Raw genomic sequence first — 24,872 nt, forward strand, 5'->3', positions numbered from 1 at the left:
GAGTCGCCGATCCTCGAGGGGACGGGCGCCAGAATCGGCTGGAACTCCGGGCGGATGCACCACGTCGACCCGTGGTGCGTCGACGGCCGGTGGCTCTGCGTCGCCGACGGCAACGTGAGCCATCCGGGGCTGTTCACCGGTCGCCACTGGGCGCTCGGGATGTACTCGGCGGACTGAGCGCACCGCTCACCGACCGCGACCGGCTCCGGCACTCACCGACGAACCGCGTCGGCGACCCGCGAGCCGAGCGTCGCGGCCATGCCGACCGCGCCGGCCGCGAACGGCAGCGGGTCGTCCGTCGAGAACAGGTCGAAGTGCGGGTTCCGGTACAGCGAGGTCGCCAGCGCGACGAGCTCGCGACCGATCGGCGGCGGGTCGCCGTGGCCGTCGGCCCGAGCCACGTTGTAGAGGTACGCGAGCTCCCCGCTGAGCAGGTGCGAGCCGACCCCGACTGGGTACTCCGGCATGCCCCCCTCCGGGCGTTGCCCGACGGCGAGGGCGGCGTAGTGGCGCGGGAAGTCGACGCCGGCGTGCACCGGCAGCGCCAGCGACCCCCAAAAGCGGGGGTTGATCTCCATGAGCCTGAAGGAGCCGTCGCGCGCGTCGCGCCGGAACTCCACCATCGCCGGGCCGTGCCAGTCCAGCGCCGACAGGAGCGCGGTGCCGTGCTCGCGCAGCGCGTCGACGTCGACCGCCTCCCGGTAGACGCTCGCGCCGCCGGTGTAGGTGAAACTCCGGATTCGGTGGTGCTGGAACGTCGCGACCGGCTCGCCGCGGTCCATCAGCGCGAAGAACCCGTACTCGCCGTCGCTCGGCACGAACTCCTGCGTGACGGGCACGTGGCCCATCTCGTCGACGACCGACTCGACCGGGGGGCGCTCGCCGGCGTCAAGGAGCCGAACGTCGGGCTCGCGAGACCCCTGCCCGTCCTCGTCCACGACGATGGTGTACCGCGGTTTGACGACCAGCGGGCCGTCGTCGGCCGGCCAGTCGGTGAGCAGCCGCGTTCTCGGGACCGGGACGCCGAGGTCGGCGGCGACCGAGAGGAGGGTCCGTCGGTCCTGCGCGCTCCGGAGCGCGTCGAAGCCGGGCCACACGGGGTCGAGGTGTTCCGAGAGCACCTCGCGCCGGGACGCGAGGGCGTACGCGTCCGCCTCGCGCAGCGGGAGGACGGTTATCACGTCGTCGCGCGCGGCGAGGTCGACCAGCGCGTCCGCGTACCCCCGCATCGACTCGGTGGGGTCGGGAACGTCGACGACTTCGGCGCGGTGTTTCGACGAGAGCGCCGGGGACCGCTGCCCGTCGGACGCGAGGACGGGCGCGACGCCGGCGCGGGCGAGCGAGCGCACCGCGACGACGCTGCTCTGGGTGCCGATCGCCGGGACGACCGCCGCCGGCCGGTCGGCGGTCATCGCGCGGACTCCAGCGCCTCGGCGAGCCCGTCCACCGAGCGGATCACGTCGCCGTACAGCGTCCGGAACCCGTCGAGCCCCTCGCCGTACGGGTCGCTGATCTCGTACCCCTCGTCCGAGAAGACCCCGAGGAAGCGCGTCTTGTCGTCGAGGTCGCCGAACCCGCGGCGGAGGTCGTGGTAGTTGAGCAGGTCCATCACCACGACGAGGTCGCTCCGGTCGAGCAGGTCCGCCGTGACCGGCTTCGACCGGTGGTCGGAGAGGTCGACGCCGAGCTCGTCGGCCACCCGGACCGCGTCGTCCGGGCTGGCGCGCCCGGTCGTCGTCCGGAGACCCGCGGAGTCGACGGAGAGCCCGTCGATCCCGCGGTCCTCCGCGACCGATTCGAGGTACCGCTCCGCGAGGGGGCTCCGACAGATGTTCCCGTAACAGAGGAACAACACGTTCGGGTCGCCCGACGCGGCGCCGTCCGGCGGCGACGCGTCGAGGACCGACGGCGACCGCGCGAGCGCGAGGCGCAGGCGCTGGGTTTCGATACCGGCGTGGTTCCGTGCGGCCGAGAGGTACGAGCGGATCATTGGTGAGCGGGCCGTCGGTCGGATGCGACGAACCGACCTCGGCGGGAGATACCGGAGAGGAGCGCCCGCGGAGGCTTCGTTACCGAGACGCTAATCCGCGGATGGAGAGGTGTGCCGGCTGTCGAGGTCGCCGCGGCTCCGCCGATAGCCGGCGGATAGCTTTATAAGCCGCAGACGGAGGGGCGGTCGAGCCGTTTCGCATGTACTCCATCCTCGCGAGCGCCGTCAACCATCCGGACACGATCGAGCGCTACAACGGCCTGTTCAACCACCGCATCCTCCGGTCGCTCGCCGAGAGCGGCGTCGACGTGAACGCGGTGTCGCCCCGACCCTTCGCCCCGCCGGTCGGCCCGTACGCCGAGTACGCGTCGATCCCGACCGTCGAGGACTGGGGCGCGTACGACGTGCACCACCCCCGGTTCTGGTACCTGCTCCCCAAGCGGTTCTTCTACGGGCTGGCCGGCGACTCCTTCGCCCGCCGAGTCCCGCCGTACGCGGACCGGGCGTTCGACACGCCCGACGTGGTCCACGCCTGCCACGTCTACCTCGACGGCTACGGCGTCCTCCCGTACGTCCGCGAGCACGACCTGCCGCTGTTCGTCGTCGCGCACGGGACGATCCTCAACACCTACGACGACCTCGCCCGCGGCGTCCGCGAGCGCGTCCGCGAGACGCTCGACGAGGCGACCGGCGTCCTCTGCGTGAGCGACGCGCTCGCCGAGCGGGCGGGCGAGCTGACCGACTCGGCGACGGTCTCGACGGTGCCGCTCGGCGCCGACCCGGAGCGCTTCCCGGTCGACCGGCGCGAGGCGCTCCGGCGCGAGCTGGGCGTCGGCCCCGACGCGACGGTGGTCCTCTTCGTCGGGCAGTTCGTGGCGCGGAAGGGCGTCGAGGAGGCGATCGAGGTCGTCCGGCGCGTCGACGACCCGGACGCGACCTTCGTCTTCGTCGGCCACGGCGGCGACCTCGCCGACGAGGTGCGCGACGCGCTCACGGAGACCGGGCGGTCGCCGCGGCTCGTGTTCGACGGCCTCCCGCCGGTCGCGCTCCGCCGGTGGTTCGCGCTCGCCGACGTGTTGTGGCTGCCGAGCCACACGGAGGGCCGCCCAACCGTCATCTACGAGGCGATGGCGAGCGAGACCGCCGTGTTGGCGTCGTCCGTCGGCGGGATTCCGGAGCAGGTGGTCGACGGCGAGACCGGCCTGCTGGTCGAGCCGACCGACGTGGACGGGCTGGAGGCCGGCCTCCGGTCGCTGCTCGCGGACCGGAACCGCGCTCGGGAGATGGGGCGGGCGGGCCGCGACAGGCTCCTCGAACGGGGGTGGACGTGGGAGGCCCACGCCGAGCGGGTCCGGCGGCTCCACGAGGAGGCGATCGAATGACGGGCTCGGACGGCGGGCGGGCGAGCGACGGGACGACCGGAGCGGACGGCGAGGCGACCGACCTCTCCCTGCTCGTCTTCACCTCTCACCGGCCCGAGGAAGTGGTAGAGCCGCTCCGAGAGACGGCCCTCGACGTGGCCGTCGTCAGCGTCGACGGCGGCGGGTCGCTCCCCTCGCGGACCGTGGCCGCCGTTCGGCGGACGCGCCGGGCGCTCGCGGCGCACGACCCCGACGCGGTCCTGCTCGACTGCTACGAGGCGATGGGCGCGCTGGTCACGCTGCTGGCGGACCGCCGCGGCGTCCCCGTCGTCGACCGGCTCGTCGGAGACACCTGGCTGCGGTTCGAGAACGGGATCCGGGAGGCGAAACGCGAGGGCGAGTGGGGTCGCGCCGCGGGCTACCGCGCGATCCTCGGGGTCGACGAGTTCGTCTTCTCCCGCGCGAGCGGGTTCGTCGTCGTGTCGGAGCAGCTCGGGGAGGTCGTCCGCCGGCGGACCGGGTGTCCCCCGGGGCGCATCGGGAACGTGCCCGTGCCGGCGCCGGAGGTGGGAGGGCTCGCGTCGTCGAACGGCGGCGAGCGGTTCGGGATCGACGCGGACCGCGTCCTCCTGACGGTGACGAACCTGAAGTACCGGGCGAAGCTCCGCGGGGTCGAGACGGCGCTGGAGGAGCTCCTCCCGCTGCTCGACGCCGACCCGGGCCTCGCGTACGTCGTCGCCGGCGGCGGCGAGTACGCCTCGGCGGTCCGAGCGACGCTCGACGAGCGCGTCGACGACCCGGACGTGCGGCGGCGGATCCACGCGCTGGGGTACGTCGACGGCGTCGCCGACCTCTACGCGCTGGCGGACGCCTTCGTCTACGTCTCGTACCTCGACGGCTACCCGCGCGTCGTGTTGGAGGCGCAGGAGGCCGGCCTCCCGGTCGTCGCGAACGACGCGTTCGGGATGCGCGAACAGGTCGACGACGGCGAGAGCGGCTACCTGATCGACCCGGCGGAGCCCGGGGCGCTCCGCGAGGCCGTCTCTTCACTCCTCGCGGAGCCCGAGACCCGGCGCCGGTACGGGGAGCGCGGCCGCGACCGCGTCGCGCGCGAGAACGCGCCCGCGGTCGTGGGACGGCAACTCGAGGCGTTCCTCCGGCGATTGGTGGCGGCGGTCGACTGACCGGGGGATCTCGGACGGTCCGCGGTCTGAGTCGCGTGTGTCACGATATCGGTCGATAAGGGCAGCTTACTGGCCGGTCGTCGGCACGTCTGCCCCGCGGCCCGTAGACGCGTTTAAATAGCCACACACTAAAAGGGAGTAATCACTTCCTAATGAGCTCTTCACCGGTCGTGGACGTCGACTCGGACCCTCGCGTCACCGGCGAGTACGTGCGCCGGGTGCCGAGCGACGCGGGGACGCTCACGCTCGTCGGGGTCGTCCACGACCACCCGGCGAGCACGTACCGCGTTCGACGGGTGGTGACGGAAGTCGATCCGGACGTGCTCGCGCTGGAGCTGCCGCCGATCTCGATCCCGCTGTTCGAGCAGTACGCGAGCACCGACCGGACCCCGCCCGCCTTCGGCGGCGAGATGAGCGCGGCGATTCAGGCCGCCGACACGGACGCGACGGTCGGTATCGACCGACCGAGCACCGGTTTCTTCCACCGTCTGGGGCGGACCTTGCTTCGGGAGCGACCGCCGCAGCAGACGGTTCGAAACGTGGTCTCGGACGCCGTCGAGACGACGAAACACGCGCTCACGTGTCGCGTCGCGGCGGCGATCGGCGACCGCGCCTCGATCCGACTGGAGGTCGACTCGCCGATCGCACACGACGTCGACCACACCGACGCGCCCGACGACCAGGCGCGCGACGAGCGCACGCAGGTCCGTCGGTCCAACTCGTTCATGAAGGCGTTCCGGACCGCGAGCCGCTCGCAGGCCTCCCGACTCGAAGACGCGGCGAGGGAGGCGGAGATGGTCGATCGGCTCGTGCGGCTCCGGGAGGACGGCGACATCGTCGCCGTCGTCGGTATCAGCCACCTCGACTCGGTGGCCGAGGGGCTGCGTTCGGTCGACGAGGCGGCCTCGCCCGGGGACGGCCGCGATACGTGAGCGGGACGGTCTCAGCGGTGTGACTCGATCTTGATGATCGGGTCTCCGCTCTTGTCGGCGATGATCGTCGCCGTCGTCGTGTCCGCCTCGAACTGGAGGGTCATCTTGAGGTTGCGTTCCTGAAAGAGTCCGTCGAGGGCGTCCGTGTTGATGTCTTCGCTGATGATCCACTCCTGCTCGATAACGTCCTCGTCGTGAGCCTTCGCGATCGCCGTGACGACCTCCGTGCTGAGCTCTTCGGTCTCGTCCGGCTCGTAGTAGAACTCTCGTGTATCTCCCATCGGTATGGAACTAATTATAATACTAAAAAAGTAATTCATTAGGTAGTAGAACAGTTGTGTTTAGAAGATAGTCACTTCTGAAGCAATTGGATTCGATGACGTTCAACATATCTAGACTAAAATAATACATACATATTGGTTTTCTATTTTTAATATTATCTTTATAACTATATGTGCACAAGGAATACAATTGATCGGAATGGAACGAGATCACGTAACTGACGACGACGAAGGCAAAGCGGTAGTCGACTCCCACGGTGAAAAGATCGGGATGATCACGGAGGTCAAATCCGGTACCGCGTACGTGAACGCGGACCCGGGCCTCACCGACACCATCCGTTCGAAGCTCGGCTGGGGCGACGCCGACCAGGACGACTATCCCCTCGAGCAGAGCCGCATACACACGGTGACCGACGACGAGATCCGGCTCAAAGACGAGTTTTAAGCGCGACTCCACCGGAGTGACGGTCATTTTTATCGGACCCGATCGAGCGTGAGCGGTTCGCGAACGATGGCGGGAGTACGTGTCTGGGGTGAGTGGGTGGGTATCCGTGAACGAGCGGTGTCGCCGTCGGCCGCGTCCCCGTGATCGATGACCGTGCGGTGACGGTCTCCAAATCCTCAGTCACTCGTTTATAAACGGTTGATTGTCGATCGACGGCTCCGCGGTGAGCTCTTCCAAGACCTCAGCCGCTCGTTTATAAACGCGTGTCTGCGGATCGACAGCGAATACCTCCAAAGCCCCAGTCGCTCGCTTATAAGCGGCCGGCAGCGGGTCAGCGGTGAAGACCTCCAAAGCCCCAGTCGCGAGGACTCGATGCGCTCGTTGCGGTCCTCAGTCGGTCGCTAGCGCTCCCTCCTTGCGGTCCTTACGTCGCGCGTCTTCGTCCTTCCGGGAGACGTTGTCTCCCGTCTTCCCGCTCGCGTTGCTCGCGGGAATCGCGACTGCCCCTTTGAGTCCCACCCCGNCGCTCCGCTCGGCGCTGCGACTTCCGTGCTCCCGCTCGCTCCCTCCGGTCGCTCGCGGGACCGCAGCCTCACGCCTCCCCAGCCTCGTCGCTGGCGCCGACGGCGCCAGCGACTCCCTCGCGCGGTGCTACTCGGCCGCGAAGCGGCCTCGCAGGCACGCGCCACCGCACCGCTTGTTTATATGCGATCGTCGCCGTCGCTCACGGCTTTTAAATACACATCTGTCATCGACGAACTGCAACACGCACACCCGCTATCGCTCCTCGCTGATTCTGTACTGACCGATTCCGGACCAGGGGACCTCGCCGGCCGAGGGCGTTTCACGGGGATCGCCTCCCGATACCGGGCTACCCCTCTCCCGAGTCGATCGACAGCAGCGTCCGCACCTCGCTGCCCGTCGGCTTCGTGACCGCGATCATCGGCCGGAGCCGCTCCCGGCCGTACCGCGGGAAGTACGGGGACTCCGTGAGCCGCACGCGCTCCGTCCCGGGGAACCGGATCGACCCGAGTCGGTCTCCGTCGGCGCGGATTTCGAGCCCGTCGGTCCCGGACCGAAACCCGCTTTCGAGGTCCGGCTCGGCGTCCGGCGCCGCGTCGGGGGGCGCCACGGGCTCCCCGCGCACGTCGACGCTCGGGTGGAAGTGGTAGCGGACCGTGTACGTCTCGTCCGGGTCGCCGGTGACTCGGTCGACGATCCGCCAGCCCGGCGCGGGCGCCGACGCCGATCCCGACGCTGACGCCCCTCCCGACGTCGGCGCCCCTCCTGACGCCGATACCGATCCCGCCGTCCCCCTCGTCGCCACCGACCGCCGGTGTTCGTACGAGGGGCCGCCGAACGAGTCCCGGGCGTGGCTGGCGGCGATCCGGCCGCGCTCGTCGGCCTCGACGGCGACGCTCGTGCGCTTGCCCAGCATGTAGCTGCCGGCGGTCGGGATCGGCTCGATCCCGTCGTACTGGGCGGTGTTGTGGGCCGCCGCGCTGCGGGCGTACTGCCGGCGCGCGTTCGCCCCGTAGTCGTACACGCCGGTGTCCGCGAGCACCTGTCTCCCGTCGACCCACAGCAGGACCCCGAGCTGGTCGTTGTGCGAGTGCGCCGGCAGGTGCGGCGGCCCCACGTCGCCGACGTCGAAGAGGAGGGTCCCGCCGCCCGCGGAGAGCGTCCGGTAGCCGGAGCCCGCCGGGTGGTGACGCGACCGGATCGTCGGCGTCAGCGAGCAGGCCCGGCAGTACGCCAGACAGGAAGTCGCGCGGATCGCCTCCCCGCGCACCGAGTCGTTCAACAGGGGGATCTCCCCCGAGGGCTCCGCGAGCGACGAGAGGAACCCCATGGCGTGTTCGGCGACCGTCCCGATCGCGGTCGTCGGGAGCCCGACCGCCGACAGGAGGTCGGTCGCGGTCGCGTACCGCCGGAGGACCGTGACGTGGTACATCGGGCTCCGCTCGAAGTGGCCGCCGTCGGCGAGGAACTGGTCGCTTCCGGCGCGCTTGAGCAGCTCTCGTCCCGTCCGCACCCACCCGGTGTCGTGGTCGCGGAAGAGCACGCCCGCCGCGATCAGCGCCGCGGCGTTCTCGATCAGGTGGTTGCCGCCGATCTCGTGTTCGACGTGGTTCGCGAGGAACAGCGCGTTCCGGTAGGTCATCCGCACCAGTCGGTCGGGGACCTCGGTCCCGTCGTCGCCGGCACACCAGGCGACGTAGCGGGACCAGCCGAGTATCCGGAGCGACACCGAGTGGGGCGTCCACGAGCGGCGGAGGTACGCCTCCTCGCCGATCGGGTTCGACGCGTCCCAGTCGTACGCCTGCGCCTCGAGCCGCGACCGGACCTCGTCGAGGCCGGCCGGGGACTCCCACCCGAGGACGAGCCGCTCGAACCCCTCGAACGAGGCGAGTTTGAGCCGCCAGAAGATCGGCCGCTCGTCGATCGCCTCGTCGTCCCAGTCGATGTCGTCGCCGAAGTCGATCGTGTGATCGAGGAACGTGTACCGCCCGTCGGCCGCGTCGCCGGCCGTCTCGCGAGCGTCCGCGCGCTCGGCCTCCGAGAGGCTCGCCCGGAGCCGGTCGAGGTTGGCGCGGAGCGGCTCGGGCGCGATCGAGAGGTCGTCGGGGACCCGCCGGTCGTACCGCTCGTCGAAGTCGACCGGGAGCCGCGGGACGACGGCGTGCCGGAGCCGGCGCTCGAGGATGCCGGCGAGCTGGACCGGCTTCATGTTGGCGACCGTGTGGGCCGCGACCGACCAGTCCCCCGGGCGGCCGAGCAGCCCCCGTCCGTCGTCCTCGCCGCCGCCTCTCCGGTTCGGTTCGGGCGGCGCGTCCGCTCCGACCGGATCGTCCCCGCCGGCGTCGCGCCGCTCCGCGGGCGTTCGGAACGGGTCGCTCATCGGTCGACCACCTCGTCGAGGACGCGACCGAGCCGGCCCGCGACGACTCCGCGGTCGTAGCGCTCGACCATGTGTTCCCGGCCGCTGGCCCCGAGCGCGTCCCGGCGCTCGGCGTCCGAGAGCAGGTCGTCGAAGGCCGCCGCGAGTCGTTCCGGGTCGTTGTCGACGAACAGGCCGCCGCCGGACTCGTCGATCAGCGCCTCGATCTCCCCGACTCCGGTGGCGACGACCGGGAGCTCGCAGGCCATGTACTCGTACGCCTTCGTCGGGACCGCGTACTCCAGCATGTCGTCGCGCTTCAGCGGGGCGACGCCGATCATCGCGCCGCCGAGGAGCTCCGGGATCGTCTCCCGCGGCACGAGCCCGGTGAACTCGACGCGGTCGCCGACTCCCTCCTCGGCGACCAAGCGCTCCAGCCGGTCCCTCGTGTCGCCGTCGCCGACGATCCGGAGGGTCGCGCCGGACGCGACCGACGACATGGCCCGGATACAGGCGTCCAGGTCCTGCGCGTGGCCGACGTTGCCGGCGTAGACGATGGTCGGCTCGCGCTCCGCGTCCGTCGGTCGAAACGTCGCCGTGTCGACCCCGTTGGGCAGGTGGCGGACGGACCCCTCGTCGATTCCGTACCGCTCGACGAGGTCCTCGCCGAGGACCCTCGTCGTGACGGTGACGCGGTCCGCGGTCCGGAGGACGAGCCTCTCGTACCACCTGCTGGCGCGCTCGACGACGCCGCCCTCGCCGATGAACCCGAGCCCGACGGCGGCGTCGATCCAGAGGTCGCGGACGTCGACGATCCACGGCGTGTCCGTCAGCAGGCCGAAGGGGAGCCCGGCCAGTCCGGTGAAGATCGGCGGGGAGGAGGTGACGATCACGTCGTACTCGCGGTGGTTGACGAGCAGCCAGCAGAGCGCGTGCAGCGGGAACAGGAGGTAGTACGCCATCCGAGAGAGGAAGCCGGGGTCCTCCGCCGCCGGCTGCCACGCCCAGAGCCGGTGAGCGGTGACGCCGTCGACCGTCTCCGTGGTCTTCCGCGTCCACGACCGAGAGAACTGTCCGTGGGGGAACGACGGCGGCGGGGCGACCACCGTGACGTCCCAGTCGCCCTCGGCGAGGTGCGCGCAGGTGTCGCTCACCCGGGAGGCGTTGCCGGACCGGTCGGGCGGGTAGTGCTGGGAGACGACGACGACGTGCGGGGAATCGTCCGCCATCCGTTATCGCGTCGGCGAGACCGGTCGAGTCGGTGAGGACCGCCGGGTCGCGTGTCGTTCGGTGGGCTCTCCTCGATCGATCGGCTGGTCCGTCTGTCGGTCGGTCGATTGATCCGTCTGTCGGTCGGTCGACCGCCGACGGGTCGAAGCGAGCTGTGAGTTCATGGTCGGGGAGATCGCCCGTCCCGATCGGACGCGGCGTGTCACTGTCTCGGCGTACCGCTCTCGGGGCTATTGTTACGGTGTGGATAAGGCCCCGCGGAGGGCGCCGCCCTACTCCCCTCGGGCGAGCGTGTCGAGTCCAGCCGCGAGGTCGACGGTCGGAGCGTAGCCGAGCCGCTCGCGCGCTCGAGAGATGTCCGCCTCGCTGTGTCGAACGTCCCCCTCGCGGGCGTCGGTGTGGACGATCGGCGAGTCGCTCCCGACGGCCGCCCGCACGCGCTCGGCGAGCTCGGCGATCGTCACCGACTCGCCCGTGCCGACGTTGTAGCTCCTCCCTACCGCGTCGGTCTCGGCCGCGAGGCGGTTCGCCCGGACCACGTCGTCGACGTGGACGAAGTCCCGCGTCTGCTCGCCGTCACCGTGGACCGTCAGGGGGTCGCCGGCGCGCGCCCGGTCGAGGAACGCGTCGATGACGCCGGCGTAGTCGCCGCCGGTCTGGCCGGGGCCGTACACGTTGAAGTACCGGAGCGCGACCGTCTCCACGTCGTACAGCTCGTGGTACAGCCGGGCGTAGTGGTCGGCCGCGAGCTTCTGGAGCCCGTACGGCGAGGCGGGGTCGAGCGCCGCCGTCTCCGGGACGGGGACGCGCTCGGGGTCGCCGTAGACCGCGGCGCTCGACGCCAGGACGACGCGCGCGTCGTGGGTCCGGGCGGCCTCGAGCACGCGCAGCGTGCCGGTCGCGTTGACGGAGTGGCTCTCCAGGGGGCGCGCCACCGAGTCGGCGACGCTCACGAGGGCGGCCTGATGGAACACCACGTCGACTCCGGCCGTCGCCTCGTCGAGGACCTCGGGGTCCCGGACGTCGCCTTCGATCGCCCGAACGCCCTCCGGAACGTCGGTCCCCGGGTCCACGTCGAGCACGCGGACCTCGGCGTCGCCGCGGAGCGAGTCGACGAGCGCGCCGCCGATGAATCCGCCGCCTCCCGTAACGAGCACCCGCTGTGCGTCCATGATGGCTCCCGGTAGACCCGACGCCGGGTTTAGTAGGCGGTGCCTTTCGGGGGAGATCGCCGAGATCCGCCGAGTGTGTCGGCCGCGACGAGCGGCGTAGCTGTCGCTCAGTGAGTAAAGTGGGACCCGGACGCTGCAAAACACAGGTGCTGGCACACAAGCTGGTTTGCGGTTTTGCGACCGGGGTCCCTACACCACTATTATCGGCTAGTGATATTAAACTGCTGGAATCGGGAGACCGCGTCACTCGACGGTGACGCTCTTCGCCAGATTCCGCGGCTTGTCGATCGCGCGGGAGAGCTCGTTCGCGGCGAGGTACGAGACGAGCTGGAGCTGGACGTTCGCGAGGACGCCCGCCACGTCGGGGTGGGTGTTCGGGATCTCGAGGACGTGGTCGGCGTACTCCTCGATCCGGTCGGTCCCCTCGGCGGCCACCGCGACCACGGGCGCGCCGCGGGCGCGGATCTCCTTGACGTTGTGGAGCGTCTTGGTGTCGTCGCGCCCGGTGAACACGGCGAACACCGGCGTGTTCTCGGTGACGAGCGCCAGCGGCCCGTGTTTGAGCTCCGCCGCAGAGAACCCCTCGGCGTGGTCGTAGGTGATCTCCTTGAACTTCAGCGCCCCCTCCATCGACACCGGGTGCGCGACGCCGCGCCCGATGAAGAAGTACGAGTCGCTGTCGTGGTACTCGGCGGCGACCGCCTCCGCCGTCGACTCGTCGAGGATGCGCTGGACGTCGTCCGGCAGCACCGAGAGCGCCTCCAGGAGCTCCGCGGTCGCCCGCGGGGTCCCGCCGGTGATGTCGTGGCTCAGCCGCTCGCTCAACAGGACCAGCGTCGCCACCTGCGAGGAGAACGACTTGGTCGCCGCCACGCCGATCTCCGGGCCGGCGCGGATGTAGACGGTGTCCTCGCACTCGCGGGTGATCGTCGAGCCGACGACGTTCGTCACCGCCAGCGTGTGCGCGCCCGTCCCCTGAACGCTCCGGACGGCGGACAGCGTGTCGGCGGTCTCCCCGCTCTGGGTGACCGCGATCACGAGCGTCCGGTCGTCGGTCGGCGGCGGGCTCGACCCGTACTCGCCGGACAGGAACGCCTGCGCGGGGATCCCTCGATCGGCGAGCAACATCTGCGCGTACAGCGCCGCGTGGTAGGAGGTGCCCATCGCGACGAGGTGGACGGACTCGATCCCCTCGAAGGCGTCGTCCGCGAGCTCCTCCAGCTCGGCGCGGCCCTCCAGCGGGTCGCTCCGCCCCCGGATCGACTGCCGGAGCGCGGTCGGCTGCTCGTAGATCTCCTTGAGCATGTAGTGGTCGTAGCCGCCCTTCCCCGCGTCTTCGGGGTCCCAGTCGACGGTCTCGACCTCGCGATCGACGGCGACCCCGTCGGTGTCGGTGATCTCGTAGCCGTCCGGGTCCATGACGACGACGTCGCCGTCCTGGAGGTAGACGACCTCGTCGGTGTACTCCAGGAACGCCGGCACGTCGCTCGCAAGGTAACAGCAGTCGTCGGACCGACCGAGCACCAGCGGGGAGCCGGACCGGGTCCCGTACACGGCGTCGCTCCCCTCGAAGACCGCGGCGATCGCGTAGCTCCCGGAAATCCTGTCGACCGCGCGCCGGAACGCCTCCTCCGGCGAGTAGCCGGCCGAGAGCAGCTCCTCGATCAGGTGCGGCACGACCTCGGTGTCCGTCTCGCTCGTGAACTCGTGGGTCGAGAGCTCGTCTCTGAGCTCGGTGTAGTTGTCGATGATCCCGTTGTGGACGACGGCGACCTGCCCCAGGCAGTCGGTGTGGGGGTGCGCGTTCGCGTCCGTCGGCGGGCCGTGCGTCGACCAGCGCGTGTGACCGATCCCGGTCGCGCCGCGCACCGCGGTCGCCTCGACCGCCTCGCACAGCTCGTCGATCTCGCCCGAGCGCTTGATCACGTCGAGCCCGTTCGGCGTGACGGTGGCGACCCCGGCGGAGTCGTAGCCGCGGTACTCGAGGTTGCGGAGCCCGGAGAGGAGCTCGCCGACCGCGTCGCCCCTCCCGACGCGGGCGGTGATGCCGCACATCAGCCCATCACCTCCGCGCCCTCCGGAACGTCGTGTCTGAGCGCGACGCCGGAGCCGACCGTCGCGCGCGGGCCGACCCGACAGCCCGGCGTGACCGTGACGTTCGACCCGACCGTCGCCCGGTCCGCGACGATGCCGCCGAGCCGACGGTCGGTGTACTCGACGCCGTCCAACACGAGCGTCGCGGACCGGCCGGGCGAGACCGTCCCGTCGCCGATCGACGCGCCGCCGCCGACGATCGTGTCCCGCAGGACCGCGCCCGCGCCGATCCGGGCGTCGGGGCCGACGATGGAGCCCTCCAAGACGGCGTTCTCGCCGACGGTCGTGCTCGCGTGCAGACACGTCCCGCTCCGGACGACCGCGCCGGCCGACACCTTGCAGTCGGGGCCGACGAGGACGTGGTCGCCGATCACCGCCGACTCGTGAACCCGTGCGGAGTCGTCCACGGGCCGGTCCGCGGCGACGAGGTCCGGATGCGAGTACAAAAGCGTCTCGTTGGTCTCCAACAGGTCCCACGGGTACGAGGAGTCGAACCAGACGCCGTTCGGAGTGGCGGCGACGACCGGCCCCTCCAGCTCGGCGATCGCGGCGGTGAGGGGCCGCTCGCCGCTCTCGAATCCGGTCCGGTCCAGCGCGTCGAATATCGACTCGTCGAAGGCGTACACGCCGGTGTTGACCCGTCCGGACCCGGCGTCGTCGCTCTCGTCGATCCGGTCGACGAGGCCGTCGCGGACGCCGACCGTGCCGTACTCGCTCGCGTCCGTCGCGGAGGCCACGGCCAGCGCGGCGGTCGCGTCCGACGCCGCGTACCGCTCCGCGGTCCCGCGCACCATCGCCTCGTCGATGACGTTGTCGCCGTTCACGGCGATGAACTCGCCGCCGACGTGACCCGCGGCGACCTGCAGGGCGTGACCGCTTCCCAGCCGGCTCTGTTGGGTGAGATACGTGATGTCGAGGCCGCGGTAGTCGTCGCCGAAGTGGTTCTGGATCCGCGTCTTCGCGTGGCCGACGACCATCGCGACCTCCTCGACGCCGAACGCCGCGAGGGCGTCGAGCGGGTACTCGAGTATCGGCCGGCCCGCGACGCGGAGCATCGGCTTCGGCTGGTACCGCGTCAGCGGCCGGATGCGTTTCCCCTCGCCGGCGGCGAGGACGACCGCCTGCTCGAACGAGCTCATGAGCGCAACGCGACCCCCCGAGTCGCCGGCGAGCGGTTAGCGTCCGCGGTGCGAACCGATGTCCGGCTCCGGTGAGGGGCTCCGGAATAAGATCGGACCATGCCCTGCCTGTGGCGCCGGGACTGATTGTAATGCGGAACCTTTCGACGAGCGCTCCTCAGAGCGTATTCGCCGCGGGTCCGGCCGAATTCGTTAGGACTGCCCTACTGATCGCGTGTCCAGCGCCGGGAGAAACGCGGGACGACGACCGCCCGAACCGCGCGCGGAACCACCTGGACGGCGACCGCTCGAACCGCGCACAGAAACCGGACGGCCAGCGTTGCGCGGCCGGCGTCGAGTGTCCGGCCGTCAGCGAGCGTCCAGCTCGACCGCGTCGTCGGTGACCGTGACGACGTAGCCGCAGTAGTCGAACGAGAAGCAGACGCCGGACCGGCCGGCGCGGTCGTCGTCGAACAGGGCGTCGAACGCCTCGGGGTCGATCACGTCGCTCAACAGGGGGAGGTCACCGGGAGACGCGTCCTCGGCCTCGGCGACGGCTCGAACGACCGCGACGGTCGCAGAGGTCTCGCCCTGCATCGGAACTCGGGTTTCCGGCGATCCGGGGGTCACGGCCGCCGTCTGTCGACATTCCGCATCGGAAGTAGTCATGGGATGTGTGCCTTGCCGGCGGTTGCGGCCCCGTTTTATAAATAGTATCGATCTCGCTGAGGGGTACCGGAGGATATTACCGTCGTTGGCGCCTCGAACAGTTGATTTTCGGATATCTCGACGTGTGAAAAAGAGACGGTAATCGCACCAGTCGACGACGTGTCGGATCTGGTGATTGTCATATGGTATCTGATAATTAGGCCATATCGATTTTAGATGTTATATAGCAAAGTCATCACGGGCTCAATCGGGAGTTGTACCGCAGTTGGACGTGAACGTCCATGACCCCGGGCGGCCCGCCTCCGCTGTGGTACTGGTCCTCGCGTTTCGGCGCGCTCGTCCCACTTTTTTCGACTCGCGGTTCCGCACGCTCGTCCGGCTCGCTCGAGCGGCCGCTCCGGAGGCGCTCGTCGGCCTCGCGGGACGGTCGCACTCATGAGGCGGTCGCACTCATGAGGCGGTCGCACTCATGAGGCGGTCGCACTCACGATCCGGCCGGCGGCGTCCGTCGGTCGTTGGTCGCGGCGCGGTCGGTCCGGACGGCCTCCGCGCCGGCGACGAACGCGCGGTCGACCGTCGGCGTCCCGGCCGGGTCGACCACGATCAGGTCGGCCCGCGCCCCCTCCGCGATCCGTCCCCTGTCGTCGAGCCCGGCGGCCGCCGCGGGGTTGCGGGTGACCCGGTTCACGCGCGTCGACAGCGACTCGCCGGTGTCGACGAACGGCGCCGCGAGCAGCGACGGCGGGTGGTAGTCGGCACACAGCACGTCGACGAGCCCGTCGTCGATCGCGTCGCGCGCGCTGAGGTTGTCCCAGAGGCTCCCGCCGCGGACCAGGTTCGGCGCGCCCATCACGGTGGCGAGCCCGAGGTCGGTCGCGCGCCGCGCGGCCCCGCGGGTGAGCGGGTACTCGCTGATGTCGGTGCCGTGGTCCGCCATCCGCTCCACGTCGCGCGCGGACTCGTCGTCGTGGGACGCCAGCGGCACCCCGGCGCGCCGCGCGAGCCCGGCGATCCGGCGGATGCGGTCGTCGCGGTCCGCCCCGTCGAGCGACCGCCGGGTCTCGATCACGTCGTCGACGCCCTCCGCCGGCCAGTTCCGGTCTTCGACGTAGTGGCGCTCGAACTCCTCGTCGTCGTACTGGCCGTCGCCGGGGGCGTGGTGCATCACCGAGAGGAGGTCGACTCCGAACCGCTCGATGACGCCCTCGACGGCGTCCGCGCTCGCGTCCGCCAGCTCGCACCTGGCGTGCAGCCGGTTGTCGCCGAGGGTGTACTCCTCTCGGCCGAGCTCGGCGGCGACCGTCTCGGCGGTCCGGAGCGTCCGTCCGTCGTCCGGCGACTCCTCGAACGCGACCGCGTGGAACTTGGTCGTGACCCCGTTGAGCAGGTTCGCCCGGTCGGCCGCCGTGAGGGCGGTTCGAACGTCGACGCTGGCGCCCGCCCGCGGGGAGCGGTGGTGCTCGATGTCGTCGCCGTGGAGGTCGACGATCCCGGGCATCACGACTCGGCCGTCGGCGTCGACGGTCGTCGGCCCGGCGGAGTCGCTCGCGGGGCCCCGGTCGACGCGGACGATCCGCTCGCCGGCGATCACGACGCGCCCGCCCTCGAGGACCCCGGAGGGCGTGACGACCCGCCCGTTTCTGATCTCCGTGATACCGGTCATCGCCGGCTCACCTCGCTCGTCTCGGCCGGCCGGCGCGTCGCGATCGACCGTCGCGTCGCGATCGGTGGACCCGTCGTCGCGTCCGCATCGGTGGAAGGGCAGTGCATGACCCGACCGTTATCCGGGTCAAATCTTTGTTAAGCGGTGACAACCGAACGCCGTCGACGCGGCGCGAACCCGGTAGGCGCCGCCTATCCTCGCGGGCGAATTCGGCACCGAGGCGGGAGGAGTCGCTCTCCGCGGGGAAATCGGACGGTTCGGTGACGAGTGTGAGTATCGGAGTGAACGGTCCCTGTTATCCGTCTCTGAACGAATGATACGGTATCCATGTTCCTGCGAGCGACTGTCCCGTCCGAACATGGTGGGACAACTAATGTATTCAGACACCCAGACTGTCACGACCGAAACACTACTCCGAGCCGTCGCCGCTCCCGAACGTCGGGCGGTACTCCGCCACCTGCACGCGACGGATAGCCGCGCGGTCGACGTCGAGGACCTCGCGGAAGTGGTCGAATCGCGCGGCCGATCGCCCGACTCCGAGGGCGTGCGAACGGCCATCGAACTGCACCACACGCACCTGCCGGTGCTGGCGGACGCCGACGTGATCGAGTTCGACCGAAGCCGCGGCGCCGTCGTCTACCGCGGTGACGACCGGACCGAAGCGCTCCTCGAGTTCGTCTCCGAGCGGCTCGAGTGAGTCGTCGACCCCTCGTCGGTTCTCGTTCGCTCGGCCCTCTTCGTCGGCGGCGTCGAACCGCTCGACCGCCGACGGAGTCCGACCTCGCGACATCCGATCGCGGGGATGGGTGTCGTGGATCTGTTCGGGTGTTTTTTATAAGTGGGCGGGCGGCGTCGCCGGCGGCTGTTCACATAGAGTTGCCGGCCCTGCGGTGACGGGCTCCACAGCTTCGGTCGGTCGTTTATAAACGGGTGATGGTGGCGGATCGACGGCGAACACCGCCAAATCCCCAGCCGCTCGGCAGTACCTGATCGCTGACTCCTCGGTGAACACCGCCAAAGCCCCAGCCGGCGAGGACGCCGCACGCTCGCTGTCGTTCGAAAGGCGCAAAGCGCCTTTCGTGATGACGAGACGCCTTCGGTGTCTCGAACCACGCCCCTCAGTCGCTCACTTCGTTCGCTCCTTGTGGTGCTTGTGTCGCCTGCGGCGTCCTCGCCGGCTGCCCCTTTGAGTCCCGCCCCGCCCGCGACCGCACCGCAGCCTCACGCCTCCCCAGCCTCGTCGGTCGTCCTCCGCGTTGCTCCGGCCGACCGACTCCCNCCTCCCCAGCCTCGTCGGTCGTCCTCCGCGTTGCTCCGGACGACCGACTCCCTCGCGGGCTCCTCGCGGCCGCCAGGGGCGGCCGCTCGGAGGCGCGCCACCGCACCTTATTTATAAACGATCGCCTCCGTCGCGTTCGTTCCGCTCGCGTCCGTCCCCGTCGCGCTCGATCCGCCCACGTCGACCCAGAGATGCACCGATCGGTACGCGTTCTCGGCGGTCGGGTTCGTCGGCGGGTCGTCGGCGTACAGCAGGTAGGCGATCCGGAGCCCGTCGCCCTCCATCGTCGGCTCGACCGTCCGCGGTCGCTCCACCGATTCGCCCGGTTCCAGGCTCGCCTCGAACCGGTCGAGCGTCGACCGCTCGACGACGCGCGCCTCTCCGCCGCCGTCGTCGTCCAAGCGCTGCAACTGCGCCACCACCGTGTACGTCTGTGCGGCCCCTTCCCGGTTCGCGATCCCGACGCGGATCGTCGCCTCCTCGCCGGGAGCGAGCGCCCGCGGGTACTCGTCCGCGACCGCCTCCCCGGTCTCGGGGTCCTCGCCGAGGACGGACAGCTCGGTGTACCGCTCGCCGTTCGTCGACGTGGCCGCGGCAATCCCGACGCCGGCGACGGCGACGACGAGACCGACGACGAGGAAGACGTTGAGCGCGGTCTCGACGGGGCGGTCCGGCTCGCGGACCCAGCCGTCCAGCCGCCGGAACAGCGCGAGCGAGGCGACCGCGAACCGCTCGTCCGGCGGGAGCCGAAGCCGCCGAACCGCCGCGAGCACGGAGAGGGCGACCGTCGCGGCGGCGATCCCGGGGACCATCGTCGTCGGGCGGATCCCCCACTGGGTGTAGTGCAGGAGGAAGCCGACGAAGGGAACGAGGATGACGCTGACCGCGATCGACGACACGACCCGTTCGAGCCCGGTGAGCGAGGCCGACTCCTCCCGACGGAACCCGACCGCGGAGACCCGCTCGGGGAGTGGGGAGGTCCGCTGCGGCAACAGCGCGGCGACCAGCGCGTACCCCGGACAGAAGACCACGAAGAGGCCGCCGAGCAGCGTCCGAACGAGACCGCCGTTCCCGGCGTCGGCGAGCGCGACGACCCCGAGCGAGACGAGCGAGACGACCAGGAGGTCCAGGGGCAGCCGGCCGGCGAGCGGCGTCGTCCCCCGGTCATCTGACGACATGCGAGCCCCTTGCGCGCAGGGGGCCAAAGCTAGGCGTCGGCTAACGCCCGAAGCGCCGATCGACGCCCCGGGAGGGAACGGCCGGAGCGGCCGGAGCGGTCGCCGGCCGGAGTCGGGGTCGCCCGAGCCGGGTCGTCCGAGTCGGGGTCGCCCGAGCCGAGTCGTCCGAGTCGGGTCGTCCGATCGGCCTCACCCGAGCGACCGAGAGATTCCGCGCGCCAGGAGGTGCGTGGGCCGGCCCCCCAGCGACGCGAGCAGGTACGTGAGGAACCGGGGCTCCAACGGGTACCGCGCGACCGCGGTGAACAGGAGCCGGCGGGCCTCGCCGTAGTTACCGGTGTACAGCGCCGACGACCCGGCTCGGAACGCGGCCCACGCGCGCATCTTCCGGCGGAAGGGACGCCCGTACGCCGCCGCCGCGTCGTCGAACCGGTCGAGGAAGCTGTCGTAGCCGCAGCGCTTCTTCTCGAAGTCGTCGCTGAGCCGGCCGTGCGACGTGTACTCGTAGACGACGAGCGCCTCGGGGAGCCGGACGAACGGGACCCGCTGCGAGACGCGGACGAACCACTCCAGGTCGGCCCACGCCTCGAACTCCTCGTCGAACGGGACCTCCCGCGCCACGTCGGCCCGGACCGTCACGACGGACATCGACCCGACCACGTTCCGACACAGCAGCGCCTTCGTCAGGTCGCCGTCGATCCGCGGCGGCAGCTCCTCCCGGGCGCCGTCCTCGTGGACCGCCTTCATCCCCGAGTAGACGACCCCGACGTTCTCGTCGGCCGCCTCGAAGGCGTCCACGTGCCGTTCGAGCTTCTCCGGGACCCACCTGTCGTCGTCGTCGAGGAAGGCGACGTACGCCCCGGTCCCGGCCTCGACGCCCGTGTTCCGCGCGGCGTTGACGCCGCGGTTCGTCCGGTGCCGGACGCACCGATAGCCGGCCAGCGCGTCGGTGTCGACGTCCGCAAGCGTCTCGCTCGCGGGCGTGTCCGAGCAGTCGTCGACGACGACGAGCTCGATCGGCTCGTACGTCTGTTCGATCACGCTCTCGACGGAGTCGCGCAGGTACGACGGGCGGTTGTACGTCGTGACGACCGCGGTGACGAGCGGTCCGCTCGCGTCGGCGTCCGGATCGGTCCCGGTGTCCGAGTCGTCTCCGGCGCCTTCGCCGGGGTCGACGGACTCGCTCAGGAACCCGGGCAGCCGGTCGCGGAGGGTCGCGTTTCCGAACATGTTACGGCCGATTGTACCAGACGTCGACGTGGACGTGCGGTTCGAACGACTTCCCGAGGAGGTCGGGCCGGCCGTTCCCGTCGACGTCGACGGCCTTCCCCTCGTGGGTCGGCACCCCGCTCTCGACGACGGTCTCCCTGAACTCCCCGCCGCCCTGATTCCGGAACAGGACGTGCTGGGCGGTCTCGTCGTTCTCCCCGAGCCCCATCTCCGCGACGTAGATGTCGAGCGACCCGTTGCCGTCGAAGTCGGCGAGCTGGACCGTGTGCGGGCAGTACAGGTCGTCGCGGAGGATGTTCGCGTCCCACTCGGGCGGGTCGAACCACCCGACTCGGCCCATGTGCTCGCCGAGGACCGGCGAGTCGCCCTCCGCGAACACCACCTCCGGCTCGCCGTCGCCGTCCACGTCGCCGACGGCGACCCGCGTCCAGTCCCAGCCGGTGACGACGTGCTCGCGCGTCCACCCGGCCGACACGTCGGACGTGCCATCGGAGACCGAGCCGGCCGGGTCGGCGCCTCGGCCGGCGACCGCGTGCTGTCCGTTTATCTGCCCGCTCCCGTTGGTCTGCCCGCTCCCGTCGGCCTCCATCGTCCCGGGTCCGGCGGGAGCGCCGACCGCCTCCCCGTCGGTCCCGCCGCCGTCGCCCTCGTCCCCGTCGGCCTGCCGATAGACCGCCGTTCCCGCGACGAGCTCGTTGTCGCCGTCGCCGTCGAGGTCGGCGATCGCGAGCCCCTCGACGTTCGTGTGCCGGCTGATCACCGTGAGACAGTCGCTCGGCCACGGCGAGCGCGTCGGGTCGTCGGGGACGTCGTAGTAGAAGACCGTCTCGCTCTCCTGTGACGCGCCGACGACCTCGGGCTTCCCGTCGTTGTCGACGTCGCCGAACGCGAGGTCGTGGTACTTCGAGAAGTCGTCCGCGATCAGGTGTTTCGACCACGCCTTCCGGGGGTCGGCCGGCTGCTCGAACCAGTAGATGTCGCTCCCGCCGAACCCCTGACCGACGAGGAGGTCGAGCCGTCCGTTCCCGTTCACGTCACCGAGCGTCGCGCCGAGCGCGTGGAGGTCGGACGCCGACGAGATCGTGTGACGGGTCCACGTCGCGTCGCCGTCGTGGTTCCCGTGCCCGGGGTTCTCGTACCAGAAGAGGTCGTTCTCGAGCCGTCGAAACAGCCGCCCCACGAGCGGGATCGTCCGGTCTCCCAACACCGGGAGCTCCTCGGCTCCCATCCCGCCGACGATGAGGTCGGGGAGGCCGTCGCCGACGAGGTCGACGGGCTCGCACACGAAGAGGCGCCCGCACGGGGGAGAGTCGTCGATCGTTTGGTGGTCGAATCGCATCTCGTCGGAGACGACCGTCCCGCGACGCCTTACTATACGCAGACTAACCCGCTCAGCGGGCGAGCCGGTCGGCGCCGAGCGCGTTACTCCCGGACTATCGGCGGGGAAACCGGGGGAAACGGTCGACGGCTACATATCCGTTCGGACGGTTGTCACCCCATGTTCGGAACGAGCGGGATCCGGGGGCGAGTCGGGGAGTCGATCACCGCGTCGGTCGCGCTGGACGTCGGACGGGCCGTCGGAACGGACGCCGACCGAGTGCTCGTGGGACGGGACGCGCGCGACTCGGGCCGGACCCTCCGGGACGCGCTCGTCGCCGGCCTCCAGGAGACCGGGACCGACGTGCTCGACGCCGGGCTGGCGGCGACGCCGACGGTCGCCCGGGGGATCGCCGCCCGAGAGGCCGACGCCGGCGTCGTGGTGACCGCCTCGCACAACCCGCCGGAGGACAACGGCCTCAAGCTCTGGACGCCCTCGGGACAGGCGTTCTCGACGGCACAGCAGGAGGAGGTCGCCGAGCGGATCCGCGAGGCCGACTTCGACCTCGCGGAGTGGGACGAGCAGGGGACGCACCGAGCGTGGGACGACGCGACCGCCGGCCACCGCGAGGCGCTGGTCGAGGCGGGGCGACGCGACGCGGCGGCCGGCGACGCCGACCTCTCGTCGCTGTCGGTCGTCGTCGACGCCGGGAACGGCATGGGCGGCGTCACGGCCGAGGCCCTGTACGACCTCGGCGTCGACGTGGAGACGCTCAACGACCGACCGGACGGCAGGTTCCCCGCCCGCCCGAGCGAGCCGACCGCGGAGACGTGCGCGACGCTCGCGGCGACGGTCCCCGCCGTCGGCGCCGACCTCGGGATCGCCCACGACGGCGACGCCGACCGGATGATGGCCGTGGCCGACGACGGGGAGTTCGTCCCCGGCGACCTGCTGCTCGCGCTCTTCGGGCGCGAGGAGGCCGGTTCCGGGGACCGGGTCGCCGCCCCGGTCAACACGAGCCTCGCGGTCGACGACGCCCTGGCGGCCGTCGGCGCGGAGGTCGTTCACACCCGCGTCGGCGACGTGTACGTCGCGGAGCGGGCCCGCGACCCCGCCGTCGCGTTCGGCGGCGAGCCCTCCGGCGCCTGGATCTTCCCCGAGGAGACGCTGTGTCCCGACGGCACGCTCGCCGCCGTGAAGCTCGCCGCCCTCGCCGCGGCGGAGCCGATATCGGACCGGCTCGCGCGGATCGACCGGTACCCCATCCGTCGCGCGACCGTCGAGACGGACGCCAAGGACGCCGTGATGGACGCGGTCGACGGGCTCGTCCGCGAGCGGTACGACGAGGTCACCGCGCTCGACGGGGTCCGGGTCGAGACCGCGGACGGCTGGTTCCTGATCCGGCCGTCGGGGACCCAGCCGCTGATCCGACTGACCGCCGAGGCCCGCGAGCCGGAGACCGCGACGGAGCTGCTCTCGACGGTGCGGTCGCTGGTCGAGGCCGCCGTCGAGACGGAGACGTAGCCGGAGTGACGGCGGACGGGCGGCATCGACCGCGCCCCTCTGGGAATCGTCACCGGTCGGTCCGCGGTGCGGTTTTTTAAGAGCCGGCGGCGCGGACGTGGGGTATGACCAGATTCGACGCCGCGACCGAGGGGGAGCGGCTGAAGCTGTTCGCGGACGCGGCGGCCGCCCACCGCGCCCGGTCGAGCGAGGTGATGACCGTCGACGTCGATCCCGAGAGCGACACCACCGAGGGCGGCGAGGTGCCGCCGTGGATCCAGCTCGCGGGCACGGAGCTGATCTTAGACTGCACCGACGACGAGTTAGACCGGCTGAAGGCCCTGCTCGGCGATTTCCCGGAGTTCCGGATCGACGAGCTGGTGAGCCCGGAGGAGGCCGAGGGGACGAACGCCGTCGTCACCGCCCGGTCGGACGCGAACCGCGTGGCGGGGTTCGTCGAGCGCGCGTTCCGCGAGGTGTACGAACTCGGCGACGACTACCGGGCGTGGGTGACTGCAGTTTAAAAGGGAGACGGAAACGGCTATCCGCCGGGGCGCGGTCGGTCCGGTATGCCCACCGAGACGGAGCGGATGCTCGCGGGAGAGCTCTACGACCCGAGCGCGCCCGAGCTGGTCGCCGACCGTGAGCGCGCTCGCGACCTCGCCCGGCGGTACAGCGCGACGAGCGAGGCGGAGTCGGCGCACCGCGAGACGCTCCTGCGAGCGCTGTTCGACGCCGTCGGCGACGACCCCGCCGTCAATCCGCCCGTCCGGTGCGACTACGGCTACAACGTCGCCGTCGGCGACGGCTTCTTCGCGAACTTCGGCTGCGTGTTCCTCGACGCCAACCGGATCGCGTTCGGCGACCGGTGCCTGCTCGGCCCGGGCGTCCACGTCTACACGCCGACACACCCGATCGACCCCGAGGAGCGCGCGACGGGCCGCGAGCGCGCCGAGCCGGTGACCGTCGGCGACGACGTGTGGATCGGGGGGCGCGCCGTGCTCAATCCCGGCGTGACGGTCGGCGACGGCGCGGTGATCGCCTCGGGCGCGGTCGTCACGAGGGACGTGCCGGACCGCGTCGTCGTCGGCGGGAACCCGGCGCGGGTGATCCGGGAGATCGAGTAGCGATCTCCGTCGAAATCCGCCAGAAGAGAGAAGAGGATCTGTGGATACAGCGGGTGTAGTCAGCAGGAGGACGACGTTATTTTCTCTAACTGAACTCTGAATCAGCCGATAGAACGCGCCTGCGAATCGACTATTTCACGACGAAATTAACACGTTGATAGTATCCACGAAGATATTGAGATCACAGTGGGACTTTCTACATTTTCTCACTAAGTAT

General features: G+C 70.6%; 21 protein-coding genes. 8 read left to right on the forward strand and 13 right to left on the reverse strand.

Annotated features, from left to right (window positions below; all coding sequences use genetic code 11):
* Positions 1-212: 212 nt before the first annotated feature.
* The gene (locus C469_RS11920) at positions 213-1,412 is read right to left on the reverse strand and encodes a carboxylate--amine ligase (RefSeq protein WP_008006911.1); all 1,200 of its coding nucleotides are present in this window, start codon (positions 1,410-1,412) and stop codon (positions 213-215) included.
* Entirely contained in the window at positions 1,409-1,990 is a 582-nt protein-coding gene (locus C469_RS11925) for a low molecular weight protein-tyrosine-phosphatase (protein WP_008006913.1), read from the reverse strand. Before C469_RS11925 ends, C469_RS11920 begins: the two co-directional genes overlap by 4 nt.
* A 200-nt stretch (positions 1,991-2,190) precedes the next feature.
* Here C469_RS11925 and C469_RS11930 point away from each other — a divergent pair, with 200 nt between their 5' ends.
* From C469_RS11930 to C469_RS11940, 3 genes are all read left to right on the forward strand, one after another.
* Positions 2,191-3,372, forward strand: coding sequence for a glycosyltransferase family 4 protein (locus tag C469_RS11930; RefSeq protein WP_008006915.1), 1,182 nt, complete (start codon positions 2,191-2,193; stop codon positions 3,370-3,372).
* Positions 3,369-4,535: a glycosyltransferase family 4 protein gene (locus C469_RS11935; protein ID WP_008006916.1), complete on the forward strand. Its 1,167-nt coding sequence runs from the start codon at positions 3,369-3,371 to the stop codon at positions 4,533-4,535. Before C469_RS11930 ends, C469_RS11935 begins: the two co-directional genes overlap by 4 nt.
* A gap of 152 nt (positions 4,536-4,687) precedes the next feature.
* Entirely contained in the window at positions 4,688-5,467 is a 780-nt protein-coding gene (locus tag C469_RS11940; RefSeq protein WP_049911372.1) for a hypothetical protein, read from the forward strand.
* An 11-nt stretch (positions 5,468-5,478) separates the two neighbouring features.
* Here C469_RS11940 and C469_RS11945 read toward each other — a convergent pair whose 3' ends face one another.
* Complete coding sequence (locus tag C469_RS11945; protein WP_008006918.1) at positions 5,479-5,748, reverse strand: HalOD1 output domain-containing protein; 270 nt, start codon at positions 5,746-5,748, stop codon at positions 5,479-5,481.
* Positions 5,749-5,947: 199 nt separating this feature from the next.
* Here C469_RS11945 and C469_RS11950 point away from each other — a divergent pair, with 199 nt between their 5' ends.
* Positions 5,948-6,193, forward strand: coding sequence for a hypothetical protein (locus C469_RS11950; RefSeq protein WP_008006919.1), 246 nt, complete (start codon positions 5,948-5,950; stop codon positions 6,191-6,193).
* An 871-nt stretch (positions 6,194-7,064) separates the two neighbouring features.
* Here C469_RS11950 and C469_RS11955 read toward each other — a convergent pair.
* The 7 genes from C469_RS11955 to C469_RS11985 form a co-directional block, all read right to left on the reverse strand.
* Positions 7,065-9,095, reverse strand: a complete 2,031-nt coding sequence (locus C469_RS11955; protein ID WP_008006920.1) for an alginate lyase family protein — start codon at positions 9,093-9,095, stop codon at positions 7,065-7,067.
* Positions 9,092-10,303, reverse strand: a complete 1,212-nt coding sequence (locus C469_RS11960; RefSeq protein WP_008006921.1) for a glycosyltransferase family 4 protein — start codon at positions 10,301-10,303, stop codon at positions 9,092-9,094. Before C469_RS11960 ends, C469_RS11955 begins: the two co-directional genes overlap by 4 nt.
* A 273-nt stretch (positions 10,304-10,576) precedes the next feature.
* Entirely contained in the window at positions 10,577-11,476 is a 900-nt protein-coding gene (locus tag C469_RS11965; protein WP_008006922.1) for an NAD-dependent epimerase/dehydratase family protein, read from the reverse strand.
* Positions 11,477-11,719: 243 nt separating this feature from the next.
* Positions 11,720-13,531 carry a glutamine--fructose-6-phosphate transaminase (isomerizing) gene (gene glmS / locus C469_RS11970; RefSeq protein WP_008006923.1) on the reverse strand — a complete coding sequence of 604 codons (1,812 nt, stop codon included), beginning with the start codon at positions 13,529-13,531 and terminating at the stop codon, positions 11,720-11,722.
* Positions 13,531-14,709 (reverse strand): sugar phosphate nucleotidyltransferase, encoded by a 1,179-nt coding sequence (locus C469_RS11975; protein ID WP_008006924.1) that lies wholly within the window; start codon positions 14,707-14,709, stop codon positions 13,531-13,533. The genes glmS and C469_RS11975 overlap by 1 nt, the downstream gene beginning before the upstream one ends.
* A gap of 348 nt (positions 14,710-15,057) precedes the next feature.
* Positions 15,058-15,285: a HalOD1 output domain-containing protein gene (locus tag C469_RS11980; RefSeq protein ID WP_008006925.1), complete on the reverse strand. Its 228-nt coding sequence runs from the start codon at positions 15,283-15,285 to the stop codon at positions 15,058-15,060.
* Between the two features lie 556 nt (positions 15,286-15,841).
* Positions 15,842-17,020: an alpha-D-ribose 1-methylphosphonate 5-triphosphate diphosphatase gene (locus tag C469_RS11985; protein WP_008006927.1), complete on the reverse strand. Its 1,179-nt coding sequence runs from the start codon at positions 17,018-17,020 to the stop codon at positions 15,842-15,844.
* Between the two features lie 373 nt (positions 17,021-17,393).
* Here C469_RS11985 and C469_RS16810 point away from each other — a divergent pair, with 373 nt between their 5' ends.
* Positions 17,394-17,717: a DUF7344 domain-containing protein gene (locus C469_RS16810; protein WP_147587292.1), complete on the forward strand. Its 324-nt coding sequence runs from the start codon at positions 17,394-17,396 to the stop codon at positions 17,715-17,717.
* A gap of 689 nt (positions 17,718-18,406) precedes the next feature.
* Here the strand turns inward: C469_RS16810 and C469_RS11995 are convergent.
* The 3 genes from C469_RS11995 to C469_RS12005 form a co-directional block, all read right to left on the reverse strand.
* Positions 18,407-19,477, reverse strand: a complete 1,071-nt coding sequence (locus C469_RS11995; RefSeq protein ID WP_008006928.1) for a DUF1616 domain-containing protein — start codon at positions 19,475-19,477, stop codon at positions 18,407-18,409.
* A gap of 189 nt (positions 19,478-19,666) precedes the next feature.
* Positions 19,667-20,707: a glycosyltransferase gene (locus tag C469_RS12000; RefSeq protein WP_008006929.1), complete on the reverse strand. Its 1,041-nt coding sequence runs from the start codon at positions 20,705-20,707 to the stop codon at positions 19,667-19,669.
* Between the two features lies 1 nt (position 20,708).
* Complete coding sequence (locus tag C469_RS12005) at positions 20,709-22,046, reverse strand: FG-GAP repeat domain-containing protein (protein WP_008006930.1); 1,338 nt, start codon at positions 22,044-22,046, stop codon at positions 20,709-20,711.
* A gap of 159 nt (positions 22,047-22,205) precedes the next feature.
* Between C469_RS12005 and glmM the strand changes: the two genes are divergently transcribed.
* The 3 genes from glmM to C469_RS12020 all read left to right on the forward strand — a co-directional run bounded on the left by glmM (position 22,206) and on the right by C469_RS12020 (position 24,655).
* On the forward strand, positions 22,206-23,549 hold the full coding sequence (gene glmM, locus C469_RS12010) for a phosphoglucosamine mutase (protein ID WP_008006931.1): 1,344 nt from the start codon (positions 22,206-22,208) through the stop codon (positions 23,547-23,549).
* Between the two features lie 104 nt (positions 23,550-23,653).
* Positions 23,654-24,052 carry a hypothetical protein gene (locus C469_RS12015; RefSeq protein ID WP_008006932.1) on the forward strand — a complete coding sequence of 133 codons (399 nt, stop codon included), beginning with the start codon at positions 23,654-23,656 and terminating at the stop codon, positions 24,050-24,052.
* Between the two features lie 45 nt (positions 24,053-24,097).
* Positions 24,098-24,655 (forward strand): sugar O-acetyltransferase, encoded by a 558-nt coding sequence (locus C469_RS12020; RefSeq protein ID WP_008006933.1) that lies wholly within the window; start codon positions 24,098-24,100, stop codon positions 24,653-24,655.
* Positions 24,656-24,872: the final 217 nt, after the last annotated feature.

This window comes from Halorubrum lipolyticum DSM 21995, assembly GCF_000337375.1.
Lineage (GTDB): Archaea > Halobacteriota > Halobacteria > Halobacteriales > Haloferacaceae > Halorubrum > Halorubrum lipolyticum.

Bases quoted from the DNA above. Each gene is read 5' to 3' on its own strand.
- C469_RS11980 (WP_008006925.1), bottom strand. From the start codon at position 15,285: ATGCAGGGCGAGACCTCTGCGACCGTCGCGGTCGTTCGAGCCGTCGCC.
- C469_RS11935 (WP_008006916.1), top strand. From the start codon at position 3,369: ATGACGGGCTCGGACGGCGGGCGGGCGAGCGACGGGACGACCGGAGCG.
- C469_RS11920 (WP_008006911.1), bottom strand. From the start codon at position 1,412: ATGACCGCCGACCGGCCGGCGGCGGTCGTCCCGGCGATCGGCACCCAG.
- C469_RS12005 (WP_008006930.1), bottom strand. From the start codon at position 22,046: ATGCGATTCGACCACCAAACGATCGACGACTCTCCCCCGTGCGGGCGC.
- C469_RS11960 (WP_008006921.1), bottom strand. From the start codon at position 10,303: ATGGCGGACGATTCCCCGCACGTCGTCGTCGTCTCCCAGCACTACCCG.
- C469_RS11975 (WP_008006924.1), bottom strand. From the start codon at position 14,709: ATGAGCTCGTTCGAGCAGGCGGTCGTCCTCGCCGCCGGCGAGGGGAAA.
- C469_RS12020 (WP_008006933.1), top strand. From the start codon at position 24,098: ATGCCCACCGAGACGGAGCGGATGCTCGCGGGAGAGCTCTACGACCCG.
- C469_RS12015 (WP_008006932.1), top strand. From the start codon at position 23,654: ATGACCAGATTCGACGCCGCGACCGAGGGGGAGCGGCTGAAGCTGTTC.
- C469_RS11925 (WP_008006913.1), bottom strand. From the start codon at position 1,990: ATGATCCGCTCGTACCTCTCGGCCGCACGGAACCACGCCGGTATCGAA.
- C469_RS11930 (WP_008006915.1), top strand. From the start codon at position 2,191: ATGTACTCCATCCTCGCGAGCGCCGTCAACCATCCGGACACGATCGAG.
- C469_RS11995 (WP_008006928.1), bottom strand. From the start codon at position 19,477: ATGTCGTCAGATGACCGGGGGACGACGCCGCTCGCCGGCCGGCTGCCC.
- C469_RS11950 (WP_008006919.1), top strand. From the start codon at position 5,948: ATGGAACGAGATCACGTAACTGACGACGACGAAGGCAAAGCGGTAGTC.
- C469_RS11985 (WP_008006927.1), bottom strand. From the start codon at position 17,020: ATGACCGGTATCACGGAGATCAGAAACGGGCGGGTCGTCACGCCCTCC.
- glmM (WP_008006931.1), top strand. From the start codon at position 22,206: ATGTTCGGAACGAGCGGGATCCGGGGGCGAGTCGGGGAGTCGATCACC.
- C469_RS11955 (WP_008006920.1), bottom strand. From the start codon at position 9,095: ATGAGCGACCCGTTCCGAACGCCCGCGGAGCGGCGCGACGCCGGCGGG.
- C469_RS11965 (WP_008006922.1), bottom strand. From the start codon at position 11,476: ATGGACGCACAGCGGGTGCTCGTTACGGGAGGCGGCGGATTCATCGGC.
- C469_RS11945 (WP_008006918.1), bottom strand. From the start codon at position 5,748: ATGGGAGATACACGAGAGTTCTACTACGAGCCGGACGAGACCGAAGAG.
- C469_RS12000 (WP_008006929.1), bottom strand. From the start codon at position 20,707: ATGTTCGGAAACGCGACCCTCCGCGACCGGCTGCCCGGGTTCCTGAGC.
- C469_RS16810 (WP_147587292.1), top strand. From the start codon at position 17,394: ATGTATTCAGACACCCAGACTGTCACGACCGAAACACTACTCCGAGCC.
- C469_RS11940 (WP_049911372.1), top strand. From the start codon at position 4,688: ATGAGCTCTTCACCGGTCGTGGACGTCGACTCGGACCCTCGCGTCACC.
- glmS (WP_008006923.1), bottom strand. From the start codon at position 13,531: ATGTGCGGCATCACCGCCCGCGTCGGGAGGGGCGACGCGGTCGGCGAG.